Source organism: Nocardia sp. IFM 10818 (assembly GCF_054655275.1).
Genome location: NZ_BAAHJH010000001.1, coordinates 8,095,457 through 8,119,441, shown reverse-complemented (window position 1 = coordinate 8,119,441; position 23,985 = coordinate 8,095,457). Strand labels below are relative to the sequence as shown.

Below are 23,985 nucleotides of genomic sequence, written 5' to 3'. Positions count from 1 at the left end.
GGCGCGGACGATCCGGCGCCGCTGGCCAGATATTGACGAATATCGGCCTCTCGGCCACTCGAAGGCCGGCGCCGCCGCTGGCAAGGTCGGCGCATGGTGGAAAATCCTTGGCCGGTAGTCGAATTGCGGCAGTACACGCTGCGTCCGGGCACGCGGGACGTCATGATCGAGCTGTTCGACCGCGAGCTCGTGGAGACGCAGGAGGAGGTCGGCATCCGCGTCGTCGCGCAGTTCCGCGACGAATCGAATCCGGATCGCTTCGTATGGATGCGGGCCTTTCCGGACATCTCCGCCCGCACGGCGTCGCTGACGGCGTTCTACGTCGACGGCGCGGTCTGGCGCGAGCACGCCCCCGCCGCGCGGGCGACCATGGTGGACACCGACAACGCGCTGCTACTGCGCCCGGCGCGGCCGGACTCCGCCTTCGAGCTGTCCGGGCAGCGGCCACCCGCCGGAGCCGTCGAACTCCCGAAATCCCGTGCGCTGGCGACGATCTACTACCCGGGATGTGCTCCGGAGGACTTCGCCGAGTTCTTCGACCGCCGGGTGCGCCCGGCGCTGGGCGTGACCCCCATCGGCTGCTATCGCACCGATCCCACCCCGAACGATTTCACCCGGCTCCCGGTGCGGGCGGAAACGGTGTTCGCCTGGTTCGCGCTGTTCCCCGATGCGGACGCGCGCGCCGCGGCCCTCGACGCGCTCGGGGAATCGCGGGAGTGGACCGAGCGGGTCCTGCCGGAGCTGCGCGAACGGTCGTGCGCCCCGGCCGAGCAGCTGTTCCTCGCCCCGACCGCCCGCTCGCTGCTGCGCTGAGAACGAATCAGCCCCCTACCGCATTGCTGCTGGTCAGGGGGCTGGTTCGAAAGAGCCGATGACGGGAATCGAACCCGCACTCTCAGCTTGGGAAGCTGATGTTCTACCACTAAACTACATCGGCATTTGCTCGGCCCCGGGGGGTCGAGGTGCGTTCGCGACTCTATCAGACGGGGGCTGACGGGACGCAACTCTTTAGGTGTTGTGCCTGGTCGGGGTGGCGTCCGCGGCGGGCCGGGGGCGGCGCGCCGGTGATCTTGCGGGTTGTTTCGCCGAAGCACGGAGTTTCAGCTACGGCCGGTCGTAGACTGTCCTCGCAGATCGAAAACCCGTCCACCACAAGTAGTTTGGATATGCTGGACGTTTGCTGAGACGTGCGGCGTCTCCTGCTCGGCGGTCGAGGAGGACGTATGACCGCGACACCTGCGCGTGAAGTCTCCCGTCTCGAGCCCGTGCGGCCGTTTCCGGCGCGGATGGGTCCCAAGGGGTCCTATCTGTGGAAGGCCATCACCACCACCGATCCCAAGATGCTCGGGAACATGTACTTGTTCACGGCCATGACGTTCTTCCTGATCGGCGGGCTGATGGCGCTGCTGATGCGGGTGGAGTTGGCGCGGCCCGGACTGCAGATGCTCTCGCCCGAGCAGTTCAACCAGCTGTTCACCATGCACGGCACGATCATGCTGCTGTTCTATGCCACGCCGATCGTGTTCGGATTCGCCAATGCGGTGCTGCCCTTGCAGATCGGGGCCCCGGATGTGGCGTTCCCGCGGTTGAACGCCTTCAGCTACTGGCTGTATCTGTTCGGGGCCACCATGGCCACGGCCGGGTTCATCACGCCGGGCGGGGCGGCGGACTTCGGCTGGACCGGGTACACGCCGCTCAGCAATATGACGCACTCGGTGGGGGTGGGCGCGGACCTGTGGATCATGGGGCTGATCGTCTCCGGCCTGGGCACCATCCTGGGCGCGGTCAATATGATCACCACGGTGATCTGCCTGCGCTGCCCGGGTATGACCATGTTCCGGATGCCCATCTTCGTATGGAACATCCTGGTGACGAGTGTGCTTGTGCTGCTGGCGTTCCCGATTCTCACCGCGGCGCTGTTCGCGCTCGGCATCGACCGGCACCTGGGTGCGCACATCTATGACGCCTCCAATGGCGGGGCCATGCTGTGGCAGCACCTGTTCTGGTTCTTCGGGCACCCCGAGGTGTACATCGTGGCGCTGCCGTTCTTCGGCATCGTGACCGAGATCTTCCCGGTGTTCAGCCGCAAACCGCTGTTCGGGTATTCGACCCTGGTGTACGCCACCCTCGCCATCGGCGCGCTGTCGGTGGCGGTGTGGGCGCATCACATGTACGCCACGGGCGCGGTGCTGCTGCCCTTCTTCTCGCTCATGACCTTCCTCATCGCGGTGCCCACGGGCGTGAAGTTCTTCAACTGGATCGGCACCATGTGGCGCGGTCAGCTGACCTTCGAGACGCCCATGCTGTTCTCCCTCGGCTTCCTGGTGACCTTCCTGTTCGGCGGCCTGTCCGGCGTGGTGCTGGCCTCCCCGCCGCTGGACTTCCACGTCTCCGACACCTATTTCGTGGTGGCGCACTTCCACTACGTGCTGTTCGGCACCATCGTGTTCGCCACCTTCGCGGGCATCTACTTCTGGTTCCCCAAGATGACCGGGCGGCTGCTGGACGAGCGGATCGGGAAATTGCACTTCTGGACCACGTTCCTCGGCTTCCACCTCACCTTCCTGGTGCAGCACTGGCTGGGGAACGAGGGCATGCCGCGGCGGTACTCGGACTATCTGCCCATGGACGGGTTCACCATGCTGAACACCATCTCGACCATCGGCTCGTTCGTGCTCGGCTTCTCGATGCTGACCTTCGTCTGGAACGTCTTCAAGAGCTACCGCTACGGCGAACTGGTGACCGTGGACGATCCGTGGGGCTACGGCAACTCCCTGGAATGGGCGACCACCTGCCCGCCGCCGCGGCACAATTTCTACGAGCTGCCGCGGGTGCGGTCCGAGCGGCCGGCCTTCGAACTGCACTATCCGCACATGATCGAGCGCATGCGCGCCGAGGCGTACTCCACCTTCGGCCTGCGCAAACCGCAGCAGGTCACCGAAGCGGCGGGCGCACCCGCCGAACTACCGCCGAAACCACCGGAGGGCCCGGACCCGACCAAGCCCTGACCGCACCGGGCGCGGCGCCGCACCCGGCAGCAACTACCCTGTTCGGCGTGCTGCTTTCCGATCGCGACATCCGCAAGGAAATCGACGCCGGTCGTCTCGGGGTCGACCCGTTCGACGACAAACTGGTGCAACCGTCGAGTATCGATGTGCGGCTGGACAGTTTGTTCCGGGTGTTCAACAACACCCGCTACACCCATATCGATCCCGCGCAGCGGCAGGACGAGCTGACCACGCTGGTCGAACCCGCCGAGGGCGAGCCGTTCGTGTTGCATCCGGGCGAGTTCGTGCTCGGCTCCACCCTCGAGGTGTGCAGCCTGCCCGATGATCTGGCCGGACGCCTGGAGGGCAAGTCCAGCCTGGGCCGGCTCGGCCTGCTCACCCATTCCACCGCGGGCTTCATCGACCCGGGTTTCAGCGGCCACATCACCCTGGAACTGTCGAATGTCGCGAACCTGCCCATTACGCTGTGGCCCGGTATGAAGATCGGCCAGCTCTGCCTGTTCCGGCTGACCAGTCCGGCCGAGAACCCCTACGGCAGCGCGGCCGCCGGATCCAAGTACCAGGGCCAGCGCGGTCCGACCCCCTCGCGCGCCTACCTGAATTTCCCGGTCGGCTCCTGATTTTCGAATCCCGGGGCGCGGGTTGTTTGCAGAAGTGCTCGTGCGCGGATCGCAGTATCCACAGCAATGCGAGCATGATAAGTGCAAAGGGGATGGCCTCCGGGGTTCGACGAGTGCATGACAGTTGAATTCTGCTGCGCCACAGGGACTCCAGTGCTCTGCGACAGATCATCGGACCTACGTCCGTGCCAGGTGCTCCGCCTCGGTCCTCGGTCCCGGAACAAGTGGCGCGACCGGCTCCACCTCTCTGCGCCGTACCCGAGCGAAGTGGAGGCAAATGAACCCAGTGCGAACTCCGGATTTCTGACGGTGGGTGTTCGGTTTGTTGTTGTCGGTCACAGCGGTTGTTGTCGGACCCATGTGAGAGCGTCGCCGCAGCAGAACGACGATGGGGATACGGGCTGGCAAAGACGGGGGTGATGCCGTATTCGCGGGGAGAGGTTGCGGGAGTGGCGCGGGGTCACCTCGGTGCCTGCTCCTGCTGGTGCGGCGATCATGACCCGGCTGCGGCTGTCACCTGCCGATAAGGGGGTGCTCGATCTGGTGGCCGAGCATCTGGGTCGTCTGCGCAGGGCTGATCTGGCTCAGATGTCTCGGCCTGCCCGGTTGGATCCGGGCCTGGACGACGACGGTAAGCGCCAGGCCCGCCGTAACCGGCTCAACAATCGGAAAACAACACTGACGGCGCAGTCTTCCTCGCGGTGGGCGGGCACGATCATCCGGGCCAATGATGACCAGTACCGGTTCGCCCGTGACGCGCAACGTCGTCACATCACCGGATTGCGGGCAGCGATCCCGACCATCGAGAAACGGCTGGCGGCACCGACTTGGGACACGCTGACGAAGCAGGAACAAGCGGCCCGCCGGAAAGCCGGTCTGCCGACGGGCTACTCAACCCAGTCCGAACGGTTCGCCAAACAGCGCCGTGTGCAGTCACTTCGAGCCGAACTCGCGCGGGCCACCTGCAAGCGCGACGACAAACTGGTGCGGGTGGTGGTCGGGGGGAAGCGGCTCGCCAAGGCCCGCCACAATCTCGACGCTGCCGGGCTGAGTGAGGCCGGGTGGCGGCAGCGCTGGGAGTGTGCCCGGTGGCGGATCGAAGCCAATGGTTCCGGCGATGAACCATTTGGCAACCTCACCATCACCGTCACTCCGGAAGGGGAGGTTTCACTGCGGTTGCCGAAACCGTTGGAGCACTTGGCCAATACCAAGCAAGGCAGGTACGTCTTGTCCGACCGAGCCCGGTTCTCCTATCGCGAGGACGAGTGGCTGGCCCGGATCACCGGTGGCAAGTCCGTCTCCTACACCTTCACCCGCCATCTCGACCGTGCCGGGATCTACCTCACTGCCGCCTGGTCGTCGCCCGCAACGACCGGCCAGGACTGCGACGTGCGCGCTGCCGGGCCGGTGGTGGCTGTAGACCTCAACGACGGTCACCTCGCCGTGCGCCGCCTCGACAGCCACGGAAACCCGGTCGGTGCGTCGGTGCGGATCGAGTTCTCCCTCACCGGTCTCGGCACCCGCAGGGACGCGCAAGTCCGGCACGCGATCAGCCGACTCGTCAACTACACGCTCACCCACGGCGTCGACACCATCGCCATCGAAGACCTCGACTTTGCCGATGCCCGCCAGCACGGCCGGGAAACCATGGGACGAGGACAGCGCGGCAAACGATTTCGACGCACCGTCGCCGGAATCCCCACGGCTGTCTTCCGTCACCGGCTCCAAGCCATGACTCACCACCACGGCATCCGCCTGCTCGCCGTCAACCCCGCCTACACGAGCAGGTGGGGAGACCAGCACTGGCGCAAGCCGTACCAGAACGTCACCCGGCACGAGGCAGCCGCCACCGTGATCGGGCGTCGCGCCCAAGGCCACAAGGCCCGGCGTCGGGAAGGTGTGACACGCACACGACCAGAGGATCGTGTCGTGAGAGCTACCGACCAGACCGGGACCAGTGCGCCTGCGGCGACCGGTAGCCGCCACCGGCCAGGGATGCGAGGAACCGAATCTCGCCCACCCCGCCGGGCACGTACGCGACTACCGGGCCGGGCAACCGTTACCCCGGCACCGGCCAACAACGGCCAACCACAGCTGTAGCGGTGTACTCGGGACTCTCGGCATCGTAGGGTGATCGCGACAGGTACAGTGACCCCACCGCAAGTGTGATCACCGCACCGTGACGCGACGCCGGTCGGCCGTTCGACGGCATCCGCTCGATTCGGTGAATGTGGAAACGAGATGGGCTGCAGATGAGTTCGGTACTGGGAGTTTCGGTGGGGGCGGGCGCGGTTCGCGTCGCACGGCCCGTTGCCGGGAATTCCGCCGAGCGCGCCTTCGACGTGCAGACCGTCCCGGTGGGCGACCGTCCGGTGGAGGTGCTGGTCGCCGATGCCGTCGGCGCGGTGCTGGCGGCGGACCCGCAGATCAGCGCCACCGCCATTGCCTACCGCGACGAACAGCACGCGCGGGCCGTCCGGGCGGAGCTGGCGCGCCGGCAGTTCACCAATTACGAGCTGGTGCCCGATGTGATCACCGCCCTGGAGTTCCTGGAGAACTCCGGTGAGCTGCAGGGTTTCGGTACCGTCGCGCTCTACGATCTCGGCGCGTCCGGTTTGTCGGTGACCGTGGTGGACACCGGCACCCGGCAGATCAATATCAGTGAGCGCACCAGCGATATCAGCGGCGACTACCTGGATTCGCTGATCCGCGAGCAGCAGATCGCCTCGGGGCGCATCGCGCATCCGCCGGACGCCGCGGGTCTGGCCGAGCTGGACGCGCTGTGCCGGCAGGCCAAGGAGCAGCTGTCCGCCAACAGCGCGGTGGCGCTGCCGTCCACCGAGGGCCTGGTGCTGTTGTCCCAGGAGAACTTCGAAGCGCTGATCATGCTGGCCGTGGAGTCCTCCGCGCGCATGACCCGCGATGTCATCCTGCGCTCCGAACAGCCGGTGCAGGCCGTCGCCGTGATCGGCGGCTGCGCCCGGATTCCGCTCGTCGCACGGGTTTTGCGGCGCTGGCTGGGCGTGCCGGTGATCGTGGCCCCGGGCCCGGACACCGTCGCCGCCCGCGGCGCGGCCATGGTGGCCCGCCCGGTGCGGCAGCGCTCCGCGCCCGCGCCGTTCCCGGCGGCCCTGCTGCCCGAGGACGCCGCTCCGGCGCCCGCGCAGACGGGGACGTCCTGGCTATCGAGCTCCGGTTCCGGGGAGAAGTTCACCCGGCGCCGCGAGATCAGCGTGGCCGGCGTAGCGGTGGGCGCTCTGGTCGTGGTGGCCGCCATCGGCGTCTCGCTGGGCTGGGGTCCGCAAGTGCTGGAACACGATTCGCAGAGCACCGACGCCACCACCTCGGCCCCGGCCACCACCACCCCCGCCGCGAGCGCACCGGCCACCCAGGTCCCGGTCACCACGGACGCCACCAATGAGTCCCTGGCCGCGCCGCCGCCGCGCTGGGCGCCGACCACCACCGAGGAGACCACCCCGCCGCCGGGGCCCAACACCATCACCATCATTCCGGGCCTGCCGCCGGTGGTGGTTCCCACCATTCCGCCGCTCTTCCCGGCTCCCGCACCCTGACCACACACGCCGAGTCCGCCCCGTCGACTGCCAGAAAGGGGCGGACTCGGTGGGTCCGGCGCGCATCCGCGGAGTTTGCGGTGCCGCGCCGGTGCGAGGACCTGCTGCGTTCAGTCCTCGCTTCCGGTTCCCACCGCCAGAGCTGTCGTGATGACCACGGACAGGGGTGGGAGACGAAGGTCGCGGGTGGGCGGTGAAACCCAGTGGCAGCCTTCACGAGTCCACCGGCCCAGACCGGTGGGGAGCATGACGGCGCTGCCAATGGCGGGTATGCCGATGTCGAGGCGGTTGAGGACATCCATGATCTGCTCGCCGGGAGTGGAATCGGGTTCGGTCAGAAAGCTCCAGCGGATCTGCCGCGCCAGCATGGGCCCGGCGCGTTTGCGCTGTTCCAGTGCGGTGCGGACCTTTTCGGCGCGCGCGACGGGCAAATGCACCACGCCGATCTTTCCGGTGACGGGAAGCATGACGAAGCCGCCGCGCTCGGTGACCGGGAGCCCGAACTCGTGGCGGTAGTACGCCACCCAGTCATCGATGGTTCTCAGCCTGTCCGCGTTCACGATCCCCGCTCCTCTTCGCCTCCCGGTTACAGGGTCGCGGCTGCCGGGGCATTGTGAAAACGCCCGCATGCCCTCCTTGCGCTGCCCTTCCGCCGCCACTATTACCAACCCGTATAAAGCCTGGTACCAGGTAGGTTTCGCTGGTAGCCGCAGGCACCGCACGCTCGTACCCTGGACATGGAGTTCGTTCGGAAGGATGACGTCGTGGTCCGGCAGTGGTCAGGCAAAGAGGCCCGCGCCCTCCGCGATGCCAAGCGGATGAGTATCCGAGAGTTCGCGGCGCACTTGGGCGTGCACGAACGCTTGGTTTCGAAGTGGGAAGCCGGGGGGGATCGGGTCCATCCCCGTCCCGTGAATCAGGCCGCCCTCGATACCTCTCTGGCCAGGTCCGACGATGTTGTGCGGGCACGGTTCGCGGCCTTGATCGACCAGCCTCTGATCGACCGCCCCGCCGTACCCGGTTTCGATGTGCGCCGGCCCGGTTCCCCGTTGGGTCTGGGCAATCCGGTGCAAGCCAGTTATTCCAGCGACGCGGAACTGCTGGCACTCGTCGACACGGGTGCGATGAGAGGCGATGCGTTAGCAGCGATTTCGGAGAGGGATCTGATCATGGCGGCAGCCCACGAAGCCAGCGAGCACGCAGGGAGGGCCGAGAGCTCCAATGTCGGCGCGACCACGCTGGAACAGCTCGATGCGGATGTCACACGCATCGCCAACGACTATGTGCACGTACCGCCGGTACCCATGATGGTGGAGATGCTGCGGGTGCGCCGCCGCGTCTACCGCCTGCTCGAAGGCCATCAGCGGCCCGCCGACACCGGGCATCTGTATCTGCTGGCCGGCACGCTGTCCGGTTTGCTCGCCAATGCCAGCACCGATCTCGGCTATGTCGATGCCGCCGGCGAACAGGCAAGGGCGGCATGGGCTTACGCGGAATTGTGCGGGCACAACGGATTGCGCGCCTGGACCCGCGGTATGCAGGCGCTCATCGAATACTGGTCGGAGCGCCCGCGCCGGGCGGTGCTGCTCGCGCAGTCCGGCCAGCAGTACGCCGAATCGGCCACCTCGCGGGTGCGGCTGCACAATATCGAGGCCCGCATCTGGTCCAAGCTGGGCAGCAATGCCGATACCGAACGGTGTATCCGGGAGGCCGACGGCGCCCGCGAGGGTGAGACCAGCGACACCCTGCACGACGAGGTCGGCGGCGTATTCGGTTTCAACCAGCCCAAGAGCCACTACTACGCGGGAGCCACCTATATCCATCTCGGCCAGGCCGAGCCCGCGCTGGAGCACACCCGCCGCGCCATCGACCTGTACGCCAACGGCCCCACCGAGCAGCGCTCCTACGGCGCGGAGTCGCTGGCCCGGGTGGACAGCGCGGCCGCGCACCTGATCAACGGCAGCCTGGACGGGGCGGCCGAGGCGCTGCAGCCGGTGCTGCGGCTGGACGAGGACAAGCGCATCGCGCAGCTGGAGGAACGGCTCACGGGGCTGCGGCAGCGGCTGACCCGGCCGGAGTTCCGGGATGCGGTCGAGGCGCGGTATCTGGACGAGCGAATCGAGGAGTTCTGCGGGAACACCGCCGCCACGGGCATGTTGCCGCCCGATACCTCGCGGTGAGAACAACGTCCACATTTCGAGGCCCGCGACCAAAACGGGCGGTGGACGAGCCGGCATGCGGGCGGATGGCACCATTGTTCGGGTGAGCCCTTCCAGTCACCTACCGCATCGGTCCCCGCGCACCCTGGAGCAGTCGACCAAGCTTCAGAACGTCCTGTACGAAATCCGGGGGCCGGTACACGCACACGCGGCACGGCTGGAATCCGAGGGTCACCGCATCCTCAAGCTCAATATCGGCAACCCGGCGCCATTCGGATTCGACGCGCCGGACGTGATCATGCGCGACATCATCGCGGCGCTGCCGTACGCGCAGGGCTACTCCGAGTCGAAGGGCATCCTGCCCGCGCGGCGCGCCATCTTCACCCGCTACGAGCTGGTCCCGGGCTTCCCGGAGTTCGATGTCGACGACGTGTACCTGGGCAACGGCGTCTCCGAGCTGATCACCATGACCATGCAGGCGCTGCTGGACAATGGCGACGAGGTGCTGATCCCGGCGCCGGACTATCCGCTGTGGACGGCCATGACCTCGCTGGCGGGCGGCACGCCGGTGCACTATCTGTGCGACGAGTCCAATGACTGGCAGCCGGATATCGCCGATATGGAATCCAAGATCACCGACAAGACCAAGGCCATTGTCGTGATCAACCCCAACAACCCGACCGGCGCGGTGTACTCCGCCGAGGTGCTGCAGCAGGTCGTGGACCTGGCGCGCAAGCATCAGCTGCTGCTGCTGGCCGACGAGATCTACGACAAGATCCTCTACGACGATGCCAAGCATGTGTCGCTGGCCACGCTCGCGCCGGATCTGCTGTGCCTGACCTTCAACGGCCTGTCCAAGGCGTACCGGGTGGCCGGGTACCGCTCCGGGTGGCTGGTGATCACCGGTCCCAAGGATCACGCGGCCGGTTTCATCGAGGGCATCGATCTGCTGGCCTCCACCCGCCTGTGCCCGAATGTGCCCGCGCAGCACGCGATTCAGGTGGCCCTGGGCGGGCATCAGAGCATCGAGGATCTGGTGCTGCCCGGCGGGCGGCTGCTCGAGCAGCGCGATGTGGCGTGGGAGAAGCTCAACACCATTCCGGGCGTCTCGTGCGTCAAGCCCAAGGGCGCGCTCTACGCGTTCCCGCGGCTGGATCCGGAAGTCCATGAGATCCACGATGATTCGAAACTGGTGCTGGATCTGCTGCTGCAAGAGAAGATCTTGATGGTGCAGGGCACCGGCTTCAACTGGCCGCATCACGACCATCTGCGCATCGTGACGCTGCCGTGGGCGCGGGACCTGTCGGTGGCCATCGAGCGGTTCGGCAACTTCCTCGCCTCTTACCGGCAGTGATAGGGGATCTGAGAGTTGAACCCCCGCATCACTTCCGGTTAAAACAAACCGCTGGTTCGAAAAAGTTGGGTTTTTAGAGACTTAGCTAGCGCAAAGAACCGCCTTTTGTGTACAGTGGTCTTCGGCACCTCGAGTGCCCGGCCGGACCGCCTACCCCCCCTGGGCCGTCCGGCCCTGGATTGGGCCGGCCTACCCCCCCTGGGCCGCCGATCCCGGGCGGCGGAGACATCCCCCTGCTCTCCGCCGCCCCCTCCAGGAAATCCCGACCTCATGCCGAATTCCGGCCGCACGGTAGGTGACAACTGATCTCGTGAGGTCCGGGTAACTCATCGGGTACGTCCAAAATCGGCTCGGCACCCGACCGCACCACGCGTGCTCGACGTCGACGGCTCTCGGCCGGGCGCAAAAGTCCCGGGGAGGCGGAACAGAGAACGATTTTCGTTTAGGCTCGCCCGAGTGAGCGATCACCACCATCACCACCACGATCATTCGGGCCCGGTCCCGGTCGGCGCCAAGGCCGCCCGCGTTGTCATCGGGCTCCTCGTACTCATCGGAATCGCGGTGGTGGCCGGGCTGGTGTGGCTGTGGCCGAGCGCTCAGCGGGTCGACATTCCCCTGCCGATGCAGAGCGCGGGCGGCGGGGCCTTCCAGACCGAGGCGGGCACCGTCATCCGCCAGGACCTCGGGGCGTGCGGCAGCGCGTCGCTGGGCAAGCCGTTCGCGGACGAGCCGCAGGCGCCGCGCACCAATGCCTATGAGTGCCAGCGCAGTATCGTCGCCATCGAATCCGGGCCGGACGAGGGCAAGCGGACGCTGTTCGAAATCGCGCCCGGCCCCGGGCAACCCGATCTGCGGGTGGGCGACGAGATCCGCATCGTGCGCTCCACGGATCCGACCGGCGCGCCCATCTACGGGTTCGACGACTATTCGCGCGGACTGCCGCTGACCGTCATCGTCATCGCCTTCGCGGTGGTCATTGTCGCGGTGGCGCGCTGGCGCGGGCTGCGGGCGCTGATCGGACTGGTCTTCGCCTTCGCCGTGCTGGTCAAATTCCTGCTGCCCGCCCTGCTGGACGGGAAGCCCGCCATACCGGTCGCCCTGGTGGCGGGCGCGCTCATTCTCTATGTGGTGCTCTACCTCGCGCACGGGCTGAACCTGCGCACCAGTTCCGCCCTGCTGGGCACGCTGACCTCGATGGGCCTGGCCGCGTTCCTGTCCTGGCTGACCCTGAAGGTCACGCATCTGACCGGATTGTCGGAGGAGCAGAACACCAACGTCGCCACCTATCTGGAGCACGTCAGCATTACCGGACTGCTGCTGGCCGGCTTCATCATCGGCACCCTCGGCGTGCTCAACGATGTCACCATCACCCAGGCCTCGGCCGCCTTCGAACTGGCGGCGCTGGACGAAAAGGCCAATCGCCGCAGTATTTTCGGCGCGGCCATGCGGGTGGGCCGCGACCATATCGCCAGTACCGTCTACACCCTGGTGCTCGCCTACGCCGGTGGCGCGCTGCCGCTGCTGCTGATCTTCAGCGTGGCGGGCCGCAATATCACCGATGTGCTCACCGGCGACGCCGTCGGCATCGAGATCGCCCGGTCCGCGGTCGGCGGTATCGCGCTCGCGCTGTCGGTGCCGCTGACCACCGGTATCGCGGTCATGCTGGCGCGGCCGTTCGGCCACAAACCGGAGCCGGAGCGTCCGGCCAAGCGCAGCCGGACCGCGGCCAAGCGGCCCGCGTCGGCCGGTACGCCGCGCGCGGCGGCCCGGACCGGGTCGATGCGCAAGGCGGCGGCCGCCGACGAGCCGCGCACCACCGCCCCGGCCGAGCCCGCGCCGCCGAATCCGTATACCGGTGTGGTGCGGCTGAATCCGAACCCGGCGCCCGAGCCGTACGACCCGGATACCGAGGATCTGCCCGTCTGGCCGCCGCAGGAGCCGCCGAATCCGCCCAACCCGCCGCGCGGCGGTGGCCGGCATTCCAGGCCCTGATCACCAGATCGAGTACGGTGACCCACATCCCGAGATCGCTGTGGGGTAGCAGTTTTCCTGGTTCGTAGCGTCGTCACGTTTCGGTTAGGAGCGCTGTCCTGATGCTCACGAAATTCAAGATGATCGTGGCCGCCGGGATCATCGGGATCGCCGCCGCGACGGGTGCGGCGCCGGGCACCGCGGCGGCGGCGGAACTGCCGGTGGTGTGGGGCATGGGGCCGTTCATCGAAGCCTCGGTGAATGCCAAGGCCCCCTACGATCCACCGGGCGGCAACGACTGGAGCTGCACACCCGATGCGGCCCATCCGCTGCCGGTGATCCTGGTGCACGGGCTCGCCGGCAATGGCGAGAACAGCTGGCAGGCGGTGTCACCGCTGCTGAAGAACCTGGGCTACTGCGTCTTCGCGCTCACTTATGGCACGTATCCGGGAGACGGCGGGCTGCTGGAGGGCGTCGGCGGGCGCATTCCGATCATGAATTCGGCGCCGGAACTGTCCCGGTACGTGGATCGCGTGCTGACCGCGACCGGAGCGCCGAAGGTGAAGCTGCTGACCTGGTCGGAGGGCACGCTGGTGGCCGCGGCCTACATCCAGTTCCTGGGCGGGGACGAACTGGTCGACACCCAGGTGTCGCTGGCGCCGATCTGGAAGGGCACGCGAGTCGCCCAGAGCCTGTCCGATACCGCTCGGGCGCTGGGCATCTACAACCAGGTCTACGCGGCCATGAATCCGCCGTGCGCCGCCTGCGTGGACATGCTGACCGGCTCCGGATTCATCCAGCAGCTGCAGGAGAGCGGCGTCTACTCGCCGAAGGTCCGCTACTACTCGGTCCTCACCGAGGCCGACAACCAGGTCGTGCCGTACACCAATGGGCTGAAGGACGCGCCCAATGCCACGAATGTGATTCTGCAGCGGGTCTGCCCGCAGGATATGACCGGGCATCTGTTCCTGACCAGCGATCCCGTGGCGGCGACGCTGGCGGTACAGGGCCTGGATCCGGAAGCGCCGCTGGTCGTTCCGTGCGTGCCGAACTCGTCTCCGTCGGGGCTGTAGGCCGCGGAACCCGGTGTGCGGGTGGTGTTGCCGAGTGGTACTCCACCCGCACTCGTCAGCTCAGGCGCGTTCCCACAGCGCGGGCGCGGCGGTCGGCGTCCAGCCCGGGTCGTGAACGGTGTGGGCTTGCCGGCATCGATAGCGCTGGCCCTGATAGGTGACCACATCGCCGATCTCGTACCGCGCGCCGACCGTCCACTCACCGGAGGCGGGCGGCCGGGTGGTGATCGGCGGTTCGGTGGTCGGCCGGGTCGTGGTCGGCGGCGTCGTGGTGACCGGGGGAGCGGTGGTCGGCCGGGTCGTCGTGGGCGGTGTGGTGGGAACCGTTGTGGTGGGCGGGGTTCCGCCGTTGCCGCCGATATTCAGATCGACGCAGGAGTAGAAGGCATTGGCGGTATCGCCGATATTCCAGATGGCCAGCAGCTTCTGCCTGCCGGTGAAACCGCCGAGGTCGATGGTATGGGTGACGCTCTGCGGCGGCGCCTGATTATTGCCGTCGACGGCGTGCAGGCGGGTGCCGCCGATGTAGTACTCCCAGTTCTGAGTCCGGTGCAGGGCGGTGAAGGTCCAGGTGAAATCCACTGTGCCGCCGACCGAATGGACTTTCCAGCCCTTGCCGTCATCATCGAGCTCGGCGAACTTGGATAGGTTCGCACTGCAATTACGCAGGCCCTTGGGCCCTTCCACGCTCTGTGGTTCGTATTTGATCTCGCCGCAGGCGACCACGCCCTGGGCGCACTGCGCCTGTCTGCTCATCGGCGATGAGACATAGCCGTGGGCGTGCGCGAAACCGGCGGGCATCAGAGCGAACAGCAATGGTGTGATCACCATGGCGGCCCCGGCAATGGACAGACTTCTGCTGCATACCACCTGAAACTCCTTGTGAGAGTGGGGCAGCGGGGGCCGGCATGCTGTCCCGTGACGGATCGGAAAGGTGATCCGGATCACTTTGAAGCAAAATCGTGCTCTAAAAGATATGTCCCAGCAATGGTTTGGTCAACCGCCTAGCTCACTTGCGCCACACCCGGTTTCAGCGGACGGCGTCGCAGAGCGCGGCCACCCCGGCCGCATCCGTCTCGAAGTGGTCGAAACCGCGCGGCACGCCGAATTCGGCGAAGTCGACCTCGGTGTCCCCCAGCGCCAGGCCCGGCACCGGAATGCGCACGGCGGCATGCAGATCGCGCACATTGGTCAGCTCGATGACGCGGCGGGCATTGTCGGCGCGCAGGCCGCCGCAGGCCATCACATCGATGCGGTCGTCGGCGAGCGCGACCAGGCGGGCGATGAGCGAGGCGCCGTCGAGCACCGATACCTGCCGGCCGGAGGTGAGCAGCCGGGTGAAACCCAATTCCAGCAGCCGATCGAAGCCGCCGTACGGATCCGCGCACACATCGAAGGCGCGATGGAAGGTGACCTCCATATCTTCGGCGGCCGCCAGCAATTCGGTATTCGCCCCGGCGTCGACGTTCCCGTCCTCGCCGAGCACGCCGACCACCACACCGTGCGCGCCCAGCTCCCGCATGCGCGCGACATCGGCGCGCATGAGCGCCACCTCGTCGTCGTTGTAGCGGAAGTCGCCGGGGCGCGGGCGGACGAGCACGTGGATCTCGGTCCTGGCGGCCGCGGCCACCGCCGCCTCGACCAGCGCGGCCCCGGGGGTCAGGCCGCCGGCGGATAGTCCGGTGCAGAGTTCGACCCGTGTCGCGCCCGCGGCTTCCGCAATGCGGACCCCGGCCACCGACTCCACCCCGATCTCGACCCGAACCGTGCGCGCATCCGTCATACCTTGCAGTATGGGCGAACGGCGCCGGGTTCGATTGCCCGGGATTAGCAGAATTGATCATGCGAGGTGACTGCCTGGCGATATACGGCATTCGCATCACCGGGCAGCCACCTCGGGAGCTCGATCAGAGCGCCTGCCAGAGCGCGGGCGTCGCGTCCGGGGTCCAGGTCGGATCGTGCACGGTGTGCGCCTGCAGGCAGCGGTACCGCGTGCCCTGATAGGTGACGACGTCACCGATCTCGTAGGAGGCGTGTGTGCGCCATTCGCCGCCGGCGGGCTGATCGGTGGTGGTGCCCGGAGCCGTGGTGGTGCTCGGCGGAGTCGTGCTCGGCGCGGTGGTGGTCGGCGGCGCCGTGGTGGTCGGCGCGGTCGTGGTGGGCGGCGTTGTGGTGGGCGGGGTTTCGCCGCCGCCTATGTTCAGATCGATGCAGTTGTAGAAGGCGTTGGTCGTATCGCCGATATTCCAGACGGCGAGCAGCTTCTGCTTGCCCGAGAATCCCGACAGGTCGATGCTGTGCGTCACCGACATGGGCGGGTTCTCGCCGTTCCCGGCGACGTAGCCGACACGGGTGCCGCCGATGAAGTATTCCCAGTCCTTCGTGCGGTGATTGGCGGTGAACTTCCAGGTGAAATCGACCGTGGTGCCGACCGAGTGCACCTGCCAGCCCTTGCTGTCATCGTCCAGTTCGGCCCATCTCGGGTCGCCCGCACTGCAATTGCGCTGGCCCTGTGGGCCTTCCACGCTCTGCGGCTCATAGCGGATGGCCCCGCAGGAGACCGTGCCCGCGGCGCACTGCGCCTGGCGGCTCGCCGGTCCGGTGACGTAGCCGTGCGCATTGGCGGTGGCCGCGGGCAGCAGTGCCACCAGCAACGGTGCGATACCGGCGGCGGCCCCGGCCGTGGACAGCAGTTTTCTACCGATCATTATTGAAACTCCCTCGAAAACGGCTGGGACGCAGGGGCCGGCGTGTGTCCCGCTGATCCGCGTCTGAGACGCGGATCACAATTGAAAGTAAGGCGTTCCAGAAATTAGGGGTTCAGCAACATTCCAGTCAAGGGACGTCTCCCCAGTCGAGTGAGCGGTGCGCGGTTCGGCGCGCGGCGCTTCTGCGCCGCCGCACGGGCCCGCGGCCATGCCTGCCTGCGGTTATAACCAGCGTCCGGCAGCTTGGAGATTGCTACAGTCTCCGATCCGGGATGGCACAACCTGGCCAGGTGCCCGGAACGACCCGGGCCCCCGCACGACCCGGCCCCCGGAACGACGAAGGCGCGCTACCGAATCGGTAGCGCGCCTTCGCGGAATGCGCGGGCTAGTTCTTCTTGCCCGGAGCCTTCATGCCCGACTTGAAGCCCAGACCGCCGGGCTTGGCGGTCGGCGGCTTGGCCGCGCCATTGCCCTCGGGGCTGCTGCTCTGGGTGCCATTGGCCTCGGTCGCGGCCGGAGTCGCGGGCTCGGCGGCCGGGGCCGGATCAGCCGGGGCGGCAGGCGCTTCGGCGGCCGGTGCCGGAGCCGGAGCGGCGGCGCCGGGAGCCTTCGGTCCCGGACGCTTGAGCCCGGACTTCATGGCCAGTCCCTTGGCGGCGACGGTCGGCTTGGCCTCGGTGGCCTCGGCCGGTGCCGGAGCCGGGGCGGCAGCGGTGTCGGCCGGGGCCGAAGCGGTCTCCGCCGCAGCGGTTTCCGCGGGCTGGGCCGGGGCGGCGGGCTGGGCCGGGGCGGCGGGCTGGGCGCCCGGCGCCTTGGCGGCGCCCTTCATGGCCAGACCGCCCGGCTTGGCGCCGGGAGCCTTCAGCCCGCCCTTCATGGCCAAGCCGCCGGGCTTGGCGGCCGGGGTCGCCGGAGCCGCACCCGATTCGGCCGCCGGAGCGGACTCGGCCGGAGCCGAAGCGGCGCTGGCGGATTCGGCCGGAGCGGCGCTCGGAGCCTTGGCGCCGGGGGCCTTCAGGCCGCCCTTCATTGCGAGACCCTTGCCGGGCGCCTTGGCCGGGCCCTTCATAGCCAGGCCCTTGGCGGGTGCGGCCGGAGCCTCGGCAGCCGGGGCGGCCTCGGCGGCCGGAGCCGCGTCCGCCTTCGCGCCCGGAGCCTTGAGCCCGCCCTTCATGGCCAGGCCCTTGCCGCCGCCGGGCGGCTTCAGGCCGCCCTTCATCCCCAGGCCGCCACCGGCCGGTGCGGCCTTCGGCGCGGCCGGAGCCTCCGGTTCGGCGACAGCCGCGGAGGCGGTCGCGGGCTCGGGCGCCGAGACCTGTTCGGGCTCAGCGGCCTTGGGCTCCTGGACGACCTTCAGGTTCTCGCTCAGCTGCGCGGCCTCGATGCGGTCGATCGAGTTCAGCATGAGCTGCGCGACGTCGACGACCTCCACGCCCTGGCCGACCTCGCCGCCGTCCTTGCGGGCGGTGACGCCGTCGGTGAGCATGACCCGGCAGAACGGGCAGCCGGTCGCGATCATGGACGGCTCATTGCCGCCATTGAGGGTGCTCAGCGCCTCGTCGACACGGTCGACATTGATGCGCTTGCCGAGCTGTTCCTCCATCCACATGCGCGCGCCGCCGGCGCCACAGCACATGGAACGCTCACCGTGGCGGGGCATTTCGACCAGGGTCGAGCCCGAGGCCGCCATCAGCTCACGCGGCGCGTTGTAGATCTTGTTGTGCCGGCCCAGGTAGCAGGGGTCGTGGTAGGTGACGTTCTGCGCCACCGGCGACACCGGGATCAGCTTCTTGGTGCGCACCAGGCGGTTCAGCAGCTGCGTGTGGTGCACGACCTCATAGGTGCCGCCCACCTGCGGGTACTCGTTGTTGAGCGCATTGAAGCAGTGCGCACAGGTGACGACGATCTTCTTCTTCGAATCCTCGACGCCCTCGAACACCGAATTCAGCAATTCGATGTTCTGCATGGCCAGCTGCTGGAACAGGAATTCGTTACCCGCGCGGCGGGCCGAGTCGCCGGTGCAGGTTTCCTCCTGGCCGAGCACCATGAACTTCACGCCGGCGGTGGCGAGCAGTTCCGCCACGGCCTTGGTGGTCTTCTTGGCGCGGTCCTCATAGGCGCCGGCGCAGCCCACCCAGAACAGGTATTCGTAGCCGTCGAAGGATTCCGCATCCTGTCCGAAGACCGGAATATCGAAGTCCAGCTCGGAAATCCAGTTCAGGCGATCCTTGGCGTTCTGGCCCCACGGATTGCCCTTGTTCTCCAGGTTCTTGAACAGGCCCGCCAGCTCGGAGGGGAACTCCGATTCGATGAGCACCTGGTAGCGGCGCATATCGATAATGTGGTCGACGTGCTCGATGTCCACCGGGCACTGCTCGACGCAGGCGCCGCAGGTGGTGCAGGACCACAGCACCTCGGGATCGATGATGCCGTTGACATCCTCGCCGCCGACCAGCGGTCGCTCGGCCTCGGCGCGGGCCTCTTCCGAGATCTTCGCCAGCGCACGCTCGTTCGGCTTGCCCTCGGCATCGACCAGGCCGATTTCCTCACCGGCCATATCCTTGCGGCCGCCGGCCAGCAGATACGGGGCCTTGGCGTAACCGTGGTCGCGCAGCGACATGATCAGCAGCTTGGGCGAGAGCGGCTTACCGGTGTTCCAGGCCGGGCACTGGGACTGGCAGCGACCGCACTCGGTACAGGTGGTGACGTCGAGGATGCCCTTCCAGGAGAAATCCTCGAACTTGCCGACGCCGAAGGTGTCGTTGTCGGGATCGGCGGTCTCCATATCGATCGCCTTGCCCTTGGACATCATGGGCTTGGCGGCGCCGAGCGCGACGCCGCCGTCGTTCTCACGCTTGAAGTAGATGTTCGGGAACGCCGAGAAGCGGTGCCAGGCAACGCCCCAGGTGACATTTCGCCCGACGAGCAGCAGGAAGAGCGCGCCGGAGAGCAGCTTGATCAGCGCGAAGATCGACACCATGATCGGGCTCTCGGGCAGTAGCTTGGCGACCTGCTCGGTGAAAAAGTCGGACCAGGTCGCGGAGTGGTGATAGGTCGCGATCTTCCCGGCCTTCACGAAGATCATGCCCAGGCCCTCGACCAGGACAATGCTTTCGATCACATAGGCCGGGCCGAACTTCGAACCGCTGAAACGGGAAAGGCGCTCCGGCACACGGGGATGGTTCAGCTGGCGAATCGCGATCAGCGTCACGATGCCGACAACCGTTCCGATGCCGAGGATCTCGTCCATGAGGTGGTAGATGCCCCAGGAACCGATGATCGGCCAATGGAATTCGGGGTCGAAGACCTGGCCGTACGCCTCGAACCAGAGGATGAACCCGGCGAGGAAGCCGATCATGACGAGCCAGTGCGCCCAGCCCACGGTGCGGAACTTGTTCATCCGCGTGTGCGCCAGGAATTCGATGAGCATCGTCTTCAGGCGGGGGAAGAACGGCCGCCAGCGGTCGGGGGCGGACTGACCGACCATGATGGTGCGCACGATCGTGCGTACGCCACCGATGAGCGATGCCCAGCAAAAGATTGTGAGCACTGCTCCAATCGTGCCCAGCGTCACTGTCAGGGCATTCATGTCGCGACCTTTCCTACGAGTTTCCGAGGACGTCCTGGTACGCCCGGTTGGCTCGTATCCTAACGAACAGTAAGTTACCCGCCGGTAACTTATCTGTCCAGGGTGTACCGACACCGTAAATCCCGGCATTTCCGAAACCCAACAAAGGTCAGGCTTACTTGCGAAAAGCTCTGGGTTACCGATCAGTTGGGGTTGGCAGGAATGTCGCATCTAGCGGGGTGTTCGAGTAGGCTCGCGCTGTCCGATTGCTGTGCGCATCTTCACATGCTCGGGGAGGTTTCGTTTCGCGCGCGACTAGGCCTGAGGGAAGCCTGGGTCTCGCGTGTCGGAGATGCTCACAGCGGCTCTACCTGATGACGGATTGGAAAAAACCGAATGAAGTTTCGCAGCACCACCGCGGCGGCTGCTTTGGTCATCGGCGCAATGACCATGGGCACCACGGTCTCCCACGCCGATGCCGAACCTGCGCAGCCCGCGCAGTCCGCGGACATCTCCTACTCCACCAAGCTCATCGATCAGAAGATCGACGAGAAGGACGTCAAGACCGTTGTCTCCACGCTGAAGAACGGGACGTTCGAGCTTTCCGAGCAGGAGGGTGCGACTCCTGAGGACCCGAAGACGACCCTGGTCAATGTGAAGGACAAGGACGGGGCCACCGTCATCACCTTCCCGCTGCAGTTCGTCAACGCCGGCGTCGAGATCCCGACCACGGCCGAGGTCAAGGAAGACGGCAAGGTTCTCGAGGTCACCCCCGAGAAGCCGGCCGGCTTCCAGCCGAGCGCCGAGCCCGTCGCCGCGCGGCCGATCATCGCCACCGAGATCGCCTCGCCGGTGGAGAACCAGCGCGCCATGAGCCAGTTCTCCAGCCAGTTCGGCATCTCGACCGCCATCGGCGGCTTCGTGGGCACCGCGGTCGGCGCCATCATCGGCTGCATCGTGACCTTCGTCGCGGGCTGCGTGCCGGGTCTGGTCGCGGGCGCCGGCATCGGCGGCATCCTGGGCACCATCGCCGTGGGCGGCCCGACGCTGATCGCCGCCGGCCTGGAGCTCATCCAGGTCATCCAGGCGCCGGACGGCACCACCAAGTGGGCTAACTGAACTCTCTGGGCTCTCAGGGGTTTCACCCCTGAAACCCCAGGAGCACCTCGGGGCTTCGCCCCTGAACCCCAAGAGCTGTTGGGGCTTCGCCCCTGAAACCAAGAGCTGTTGGGGCTTCGCCCCTGAAACCAAGAGCTGTTGGGGCTTCGCCCCTGAAACCAAGAGCTGTTGGGGCTTCGCCCCTGAAACCAAGAGCTGTTGGGGCTTCGCCCCTGAAACCCCAGGAGTTCTCAGGGCTTCGCCCCTGAGCCTCCGGGGGTCCTGCTCTGCACAACCGGCTCGCCTCCCTCGTCGGGGCGGGCCGGTTCTGTGCTTGCGGGGAGGTTTCTAGGCTGGGATTTCGAGTTGGCCGGTGAGGGAGACAGTGCCCTTGCGGCGGCCGAAGCGGGCGAAGGTGCGTTCGGTCATTTCGAAGGCGCCGTCCTCGCGGACCAGCAGGACCGTGCTGCAACGGGTTCCGTGCAGGGGGCTGTTGACGAAGCGGGAGGAGGCGGCGCGCTCGGCGTGTTTGCCGATGCCGGTGTCGGGGAGTTCGGCGTCGGGGGCACGTTTGCGATCTGCCAGGACTTCCAGGTAGCCCGCCACATTCGCGGGATTGGACTCGACGACCGAGCGCAGTGCCAGCACGCCGTCGCGGACCTTGGGCCAGGCGGGGGTGTCGGTGCCGGTGACGACCTGGCCGTCGGGTTCCAGGGAGCCGACCAGGTAGCCGTTGGAGACGCCGTGGAAGCCCGGCGCCAGTTCGCGCGGTGCGAGTGCGCTGCGGTTGCTGTGCCACCACAGCGTTTCCAGATCCGAGACCAGCAGGTTGAATCCGTTGTAGTCGTCGGGGGCCGCCGCGACGCCGCGGACGAACTTCTCCGGACCCGCATCGCCGCGCAGGAAATCGAGTAGCAGTGCGCCGCGGGAGGGGGCGCCCCTGCGCTCCACGCCGCGGCCGCGCACATTGGTGACGGTCGTGAAGCGGCGCTGTTCGGCCGCCAGCCCGAGCCAGGTGCCCGGGAGGTCGCCGCTCGCGCCCAGGTCACGCCCGGCGAGCAGACCCGGGACCTCCTCCCAGCGGCGCAGCGATTCGGTTGGCCGCGTGAAGAACTCATCGCGATTCGCGGCGATGATGAGCCGATACTCCGGATGCGCCCGCCATCCGGCCAACACCAAACACATGCCTCCAGCATGCCGGATCAGCCGAATACCCGTGCAGGCCCGGCGGTGCCCACCCGATGCCTCCGGCGGCGCCGCCCATGCCCTCGGCAATGCCCGCCCAATGCCCCTGTGCCGCCCGAACGCCGCCGCTGTGAGGTTGCCCCTCGTTTCACGGACTCCCGTGGACAGCAGAAGGCCGGTAGCCCCCGAAGGGACTACCGGCCTTTGCGGCTCTTGCCGTTTCGCTCTAGGTGCGCACCCGCAGGCCCGGGTTGTCGGAGAGCACCACGCTCACCGGCTGGGCGAACAGCTGCGGGGTGTTGCCGGTCAGCAGGCCGATCAGGTTGGGGATCTCGCAGATCGGGTAGTCGGCGACCGAGGAGGCGCTGGAGATGCCCAGGGCCAGGGTGCCGGTCACGATCGGGCCGCCGGAGTCGCCGGGCAGCGCGCAGATATTGGCGGAGAACGACTGGGTCAGCAGCCGGTCGCCGACCTGGACGGTCTGATCGATGGCATTCACCACGCCGCAGCTGAAGCCGGTGCGGGAGCCCGACTTGCAGACCGGGGCGCCGACCACCGGGATGGCCACGCCGGTGACCGCGATGGGCGCGGCGTTCGGGACGCGAACCAGGTTGTTGGAGAACGCGTCACGGGCATTGTCGTTGACCGACACGATGGAGTAGTCCTGGTTGCCCAGCACCGACTTCTGGAAGGTGCCGATCTGCGGGCCGACCCGGTCCCCGGCCAGGATCTCGTGCACCGAGGGCGAATTCGCGCCGCCGGTGGCCGGAATGTTCGGGTTGCAGTGTCCCGCGGTGATGTTCACGACATTGCCGGCGCCGTCGGTGCCGTTGAAGCCGAGCGAGCAGCGCAGCGACATGCGCCCCGCCACCGAGGCGTAGCCGTCGCCGGCGGCCTTCACGCCCGGGGCCTCACCGGCGATGGCGGCGGCTTGCTGGACGTCGAGCTCCTCGCTGCCGGTCGGCGGGACCGGCATGACGATGACGCGGGCCGGGTCGACGAAACCGGGCAGCGGCAGGCCGGGCTCGGCCGCGCGCACCGCGATGGAGTTGTTCACGGTGTCGATGGCGACGCCGAGCACGGCCTTCGACACATCGGCGGGCTGATCCTCCAGCCACTTCTGGAAGGCGTTCTTCTCGCTGCGCAGGACCGATTCGCTCTTGCTGACGTCCTTGACCGAGAAGCCGGCGTCCTGCGCCGCCTTGCGGGCGTCCTCCAGGCCGGTGCCGGGGGCCAGGCCGATGACGGCCTTGCCGGTCTCGTCGAGCCAGGCGCCGGCGAACACCTGCGGGTACTGGCGCTGCGCGGTGGCGGCGAAGGCGGCCACCTGCTGGGCGAGATCCGCGCGCTGCAGGTAGTCCTTCGGCGAGATCTTCAGATCGCGGGTGATGGCGGTGATCAGTTCCGCGGGCAGATCGGGGGTCGCGGGCTCCGCGTGCGCGCTCGCCGCCAATGTTCCGGTGATCAGCAATGCGGAGGCCGCGATGGCTGTTCTGCGGACAAGGGAGCGTGGGCCGGTGCCCACGGCAGGCGAGGAAAAGCGCATACGTGGCAGGAGCATGAGCCGACTATATGGTGTCGGGCCCGTTATGCCTACTTATTGCCGGGTGACGATTCGGTATTCGCAGGGCAAACGAACGGCGTGTCGGATTCAAGATCGGGGCGTGTC

At 67.3% G+C, this 23,985-nt stretch carries 16 protein-coding genes, 1 tRNA gene and 1 pseudogene; 10 read left to right on the top strand and 8 right to left on the bottom strand.

Annotated elements, in window-relative coordinates:
• The first annotated feature begins 93 nt into the window (after nt 1-93).
• On the top strand, nt 94-813 hold the full coding sequence (locus tag ACYQ5L_RS37570; protein WP_459962975.1) for an NIPSNAP family protein: 720 nt from the start codon (nt 94-96) through the stop codon (nt 811-813).
• A 53-nt stretch (nt 814-866) separates the two neighbouring features.
• On the opposite strand, the gene ACYQ5L_RS37565 is transcribed toward ACYQ5L_RS37570, so the two are convergent.
• Nucleotides 867-937, bottom strand: a tRNA-Gly gene (locus ACYQ5L_RS37565).
• A gap of 286 nt (nt 938-1,223) precedes the next feature.
• Between ACYQ5L_RS37565 and ctaD the strand changes: the two genes are divergently transcribed.
• The 4 genes from ctaD (at nt 1,224) to ACYQ5L_RS37545 (ending at nt 7,200) form a co-directional block, all read left to right on the top strand.
• A complete protein-coding gene (gene ctaD, locus ACYQ5L_RS37560; protein ID WP_459962974.1) occupies nt 1,224-3,008 on the top strand; it encodes an aa3-type cytochrome oxidase subunit I in 1,785 nt (594 codons plus the stop codon).
• 47 nt (nt 3,009-3,055) lie between these two features.
• Entirely contained in the window at nt 3,056-3,628 is a 573-nt protein-coding gene (gene dcd / locus ACYQ5L_RS37555) for a dCTP deaminase (protein ID WP_459962973.1), read from the top strand.
• 495 nt (nt 3,629-4,123) lie between these two features.
• The gene (locus tag ACYQ5L_RS37550; RefSeq protein WP_459962972.1) at nt 4,124-5,728 is read left to right on the top strand and encodes a hypothetical protein; all 1,605 of its coding nucleotides are present in this window, start codon (nt 4,124-4,126) and stop codon (nt 5,726-5,728) included.
• Nucleotides 5,729-5,880: 152 nt separating this feature from the next.
• The gene (locus tag ACYQ5L_RS37545; protein WP_459962971.1) at nt 5,881-7,200 is read left to right on the top strand and encodes an Hsp70 family protein; all 1,320 of its coding nucleotides are present in this window, start codon (nt 5,881-5,883) and stop codon (nt 7,198-7,200) included.
• Nucleotides 7,201-7,310: 110 nt separating this feature from the next.
• On the opposite strand, the gene ACYQ5L_RS37540 is transcribed toward ACYQ5L_RS37545, so the two are convergent.
• On the bottom strand, nt 7,311-7,760 hold the full coding sequence (locus ACYQ5L_RS37540) for a hypothetical protein (RefSeq protein ID WP_379197201.1): 450 nt from the start codon (nt 7,758-7,760) through the stop codon (nt 7,311-7,313).
• Nucleotides 7,761-7,937: 177 nt separating this feature from the next.
• Here ACYQ5L_RS37540 and ACYQ5L_RS37535 point away from each other — a divergent pair, with 177 nt between their 5' ends.
• The 4 genes and pseudogenes from ACYQ5L_RS37535 to ACYQ5L_RS37520 all read left to right on the top strand — a co-directional run bounded on the left by ACYQ5L_RS37535 (nt 7,938) and on the right by ACYQ5L_RS37520 (nt 13,757).
• Nucleotides 7,938-9,380 carry a helix-turn-helix domain-containing protein gene (locus tag ACYQ5L_RS37535; RefSeq protein ID WP_459962970.1) on the top strand — a complete coding sequence of 481 codons (1,443 nt, stop codon included), beginning with the start codon at nt 7,938-7,940 and terminating at the stop codon, nt 9,378-9,380.
• 55 nt (nt 9,381-9,435) lie between these two features.
• Entirely contained in the window at nt 9,436-10,713 is a 1,278-nt protein-coding gene (locus ACYQ5L_RS37530) for a pyridoxal phosphate-dependent aminotransferase (RefSeq protein ID WP_379197197.1), read from the top strand.
• A 456-nt stretch (nt 10,714-11,169) separates the two neighbouring features.
• Nucleotides 11,170-12,432: pseudogene (locus ACYQ5L_RS37525) on the top strand (YibE/F family protein); the annotation flags it as partial.
• A 374-nt stretch (nt 12,433-12,806) separates the two neighbouring features.
• The gene (locus ACYQ5L_RS37520) at nt 12,807-13,757 is read left to right on the top strand and encodes an esterase/lipase family protein (RefSeq protein WP_459962969.1); all 951 of its coding nucleotides are present in this window, start codon (nt 12,807-12,809) and stop codon (nt 13,755-13,757) included.
• 60 nt (nt 13,758-13,817) lie between these two features.
• Here the strand turns inward: ACYQ5L_RS37520 and ACYQ5L_RS37515 are convergent, their stop codons facing one another.
• The 4 genes from ACYQ5L_RS37515 to ACYQ5L_RS37500 all read right to left on the bottom strand — a co-directional run bounded on the left by ACYQ5L_RS37515 (nt 13,818) and on the right by ACYQ5L_RS37500 (nt 20,054).
• Nucleotides 13,818-14,627, bottom strand: coding sequence for a lytic polysaccharide monooxygenase (locus ACYQ5L_RS37515; protein ID WP_459962968.1), 810 nt, complete (start codon nt 14,625-14,627; stop codon nt 13,818-13,820).
• A gap of 160 nt (nt 14,628-14,787) precedes the next feature.
• Nucleotides 14,788-15,540, bottom strand: a complete 753-nt coding sequence (locus ACYQ5L_RS37510; RefSeq protein ID WP_459962967.1) for a copper homeostasis protein CutC — start codon at nt 15,538-15,540, stop codon at nt 14,788-14,790.
• 124 nt (nt 15,541-15,664) lie between these two features.
• Nucleotides 15,665-16,465 (bottom strand): lytic polysaccharide monooxygenase, encoded by an 801-nt coding sequence (locus ACYQ5L_RS37505; protein WP_459962965.1) that lies wholly within the window; start codon nt 16,463-16,465, stop codon nt 15,665-15,667.
• A gap of 385 nt (nt 16,466-16,850) precedes the next feature.
• Nucleotides 16,851-20,054, bottom strand: coding sequence for a (Fe-S)-binding protein (locus ACYQ5L_RS37500; protein WP_459962964.1), 3,204 nt, complete (start codon nt 20,052-20,054; stop codon nt 16,851-16,853).
• Between the two features lie 375 nt (nt 20,055-20,429).
• On the opposite strand from ACYQ5L_RS37500, the gene ACYQ5L_RS37495 reads away from it, so the two are divergent.
• Complete coding sequence (locus ACYQ5L_RS37495) at nt 20,430-21,152, top strand: DUF8020 domain-containing protein (RefSeq protein ID WP_379197187.1); 723 nt, start codon at nt 20,430-20,432, stop codon at nt 21,150-21,152.
• 327 nt (nt 21,153-21,479) lie between these two features.
• Here the strand turns inward: ACYQ5L_RS37495 and ACYQ5L_RS37490 are convergent, their stop codons facing one another.
• The gene (locus tag ACYQ5L_RS37490) at nt 21,480-22,316 is read right to left on the bottom strand and encodes an NRDE family protein (protein WP_459962963.1); all 837 of its coding nucleotides are present in this window, start codon (nt 22,314-22,316) and stop codon (nt 21,480-21,482) included.
• A gap of 226 nt (nt 22,317-22,542) precedes the next feature.
• The gene (locus tag ACYQ5L_RS37485; RefSeq protein ID WP_459962962.1) at nt 22,543-23,877 is read right to left on the bottom strand and encodes a S1 family peptidase; all 1,335 of its coding nucleotides are present in this window, start codon (nt 23,875-23,877) and stop codon (nt 22,543-22,545) included.
• Nucleotides 23,878-23,985 lie beyond the last annotated feature (108 nt).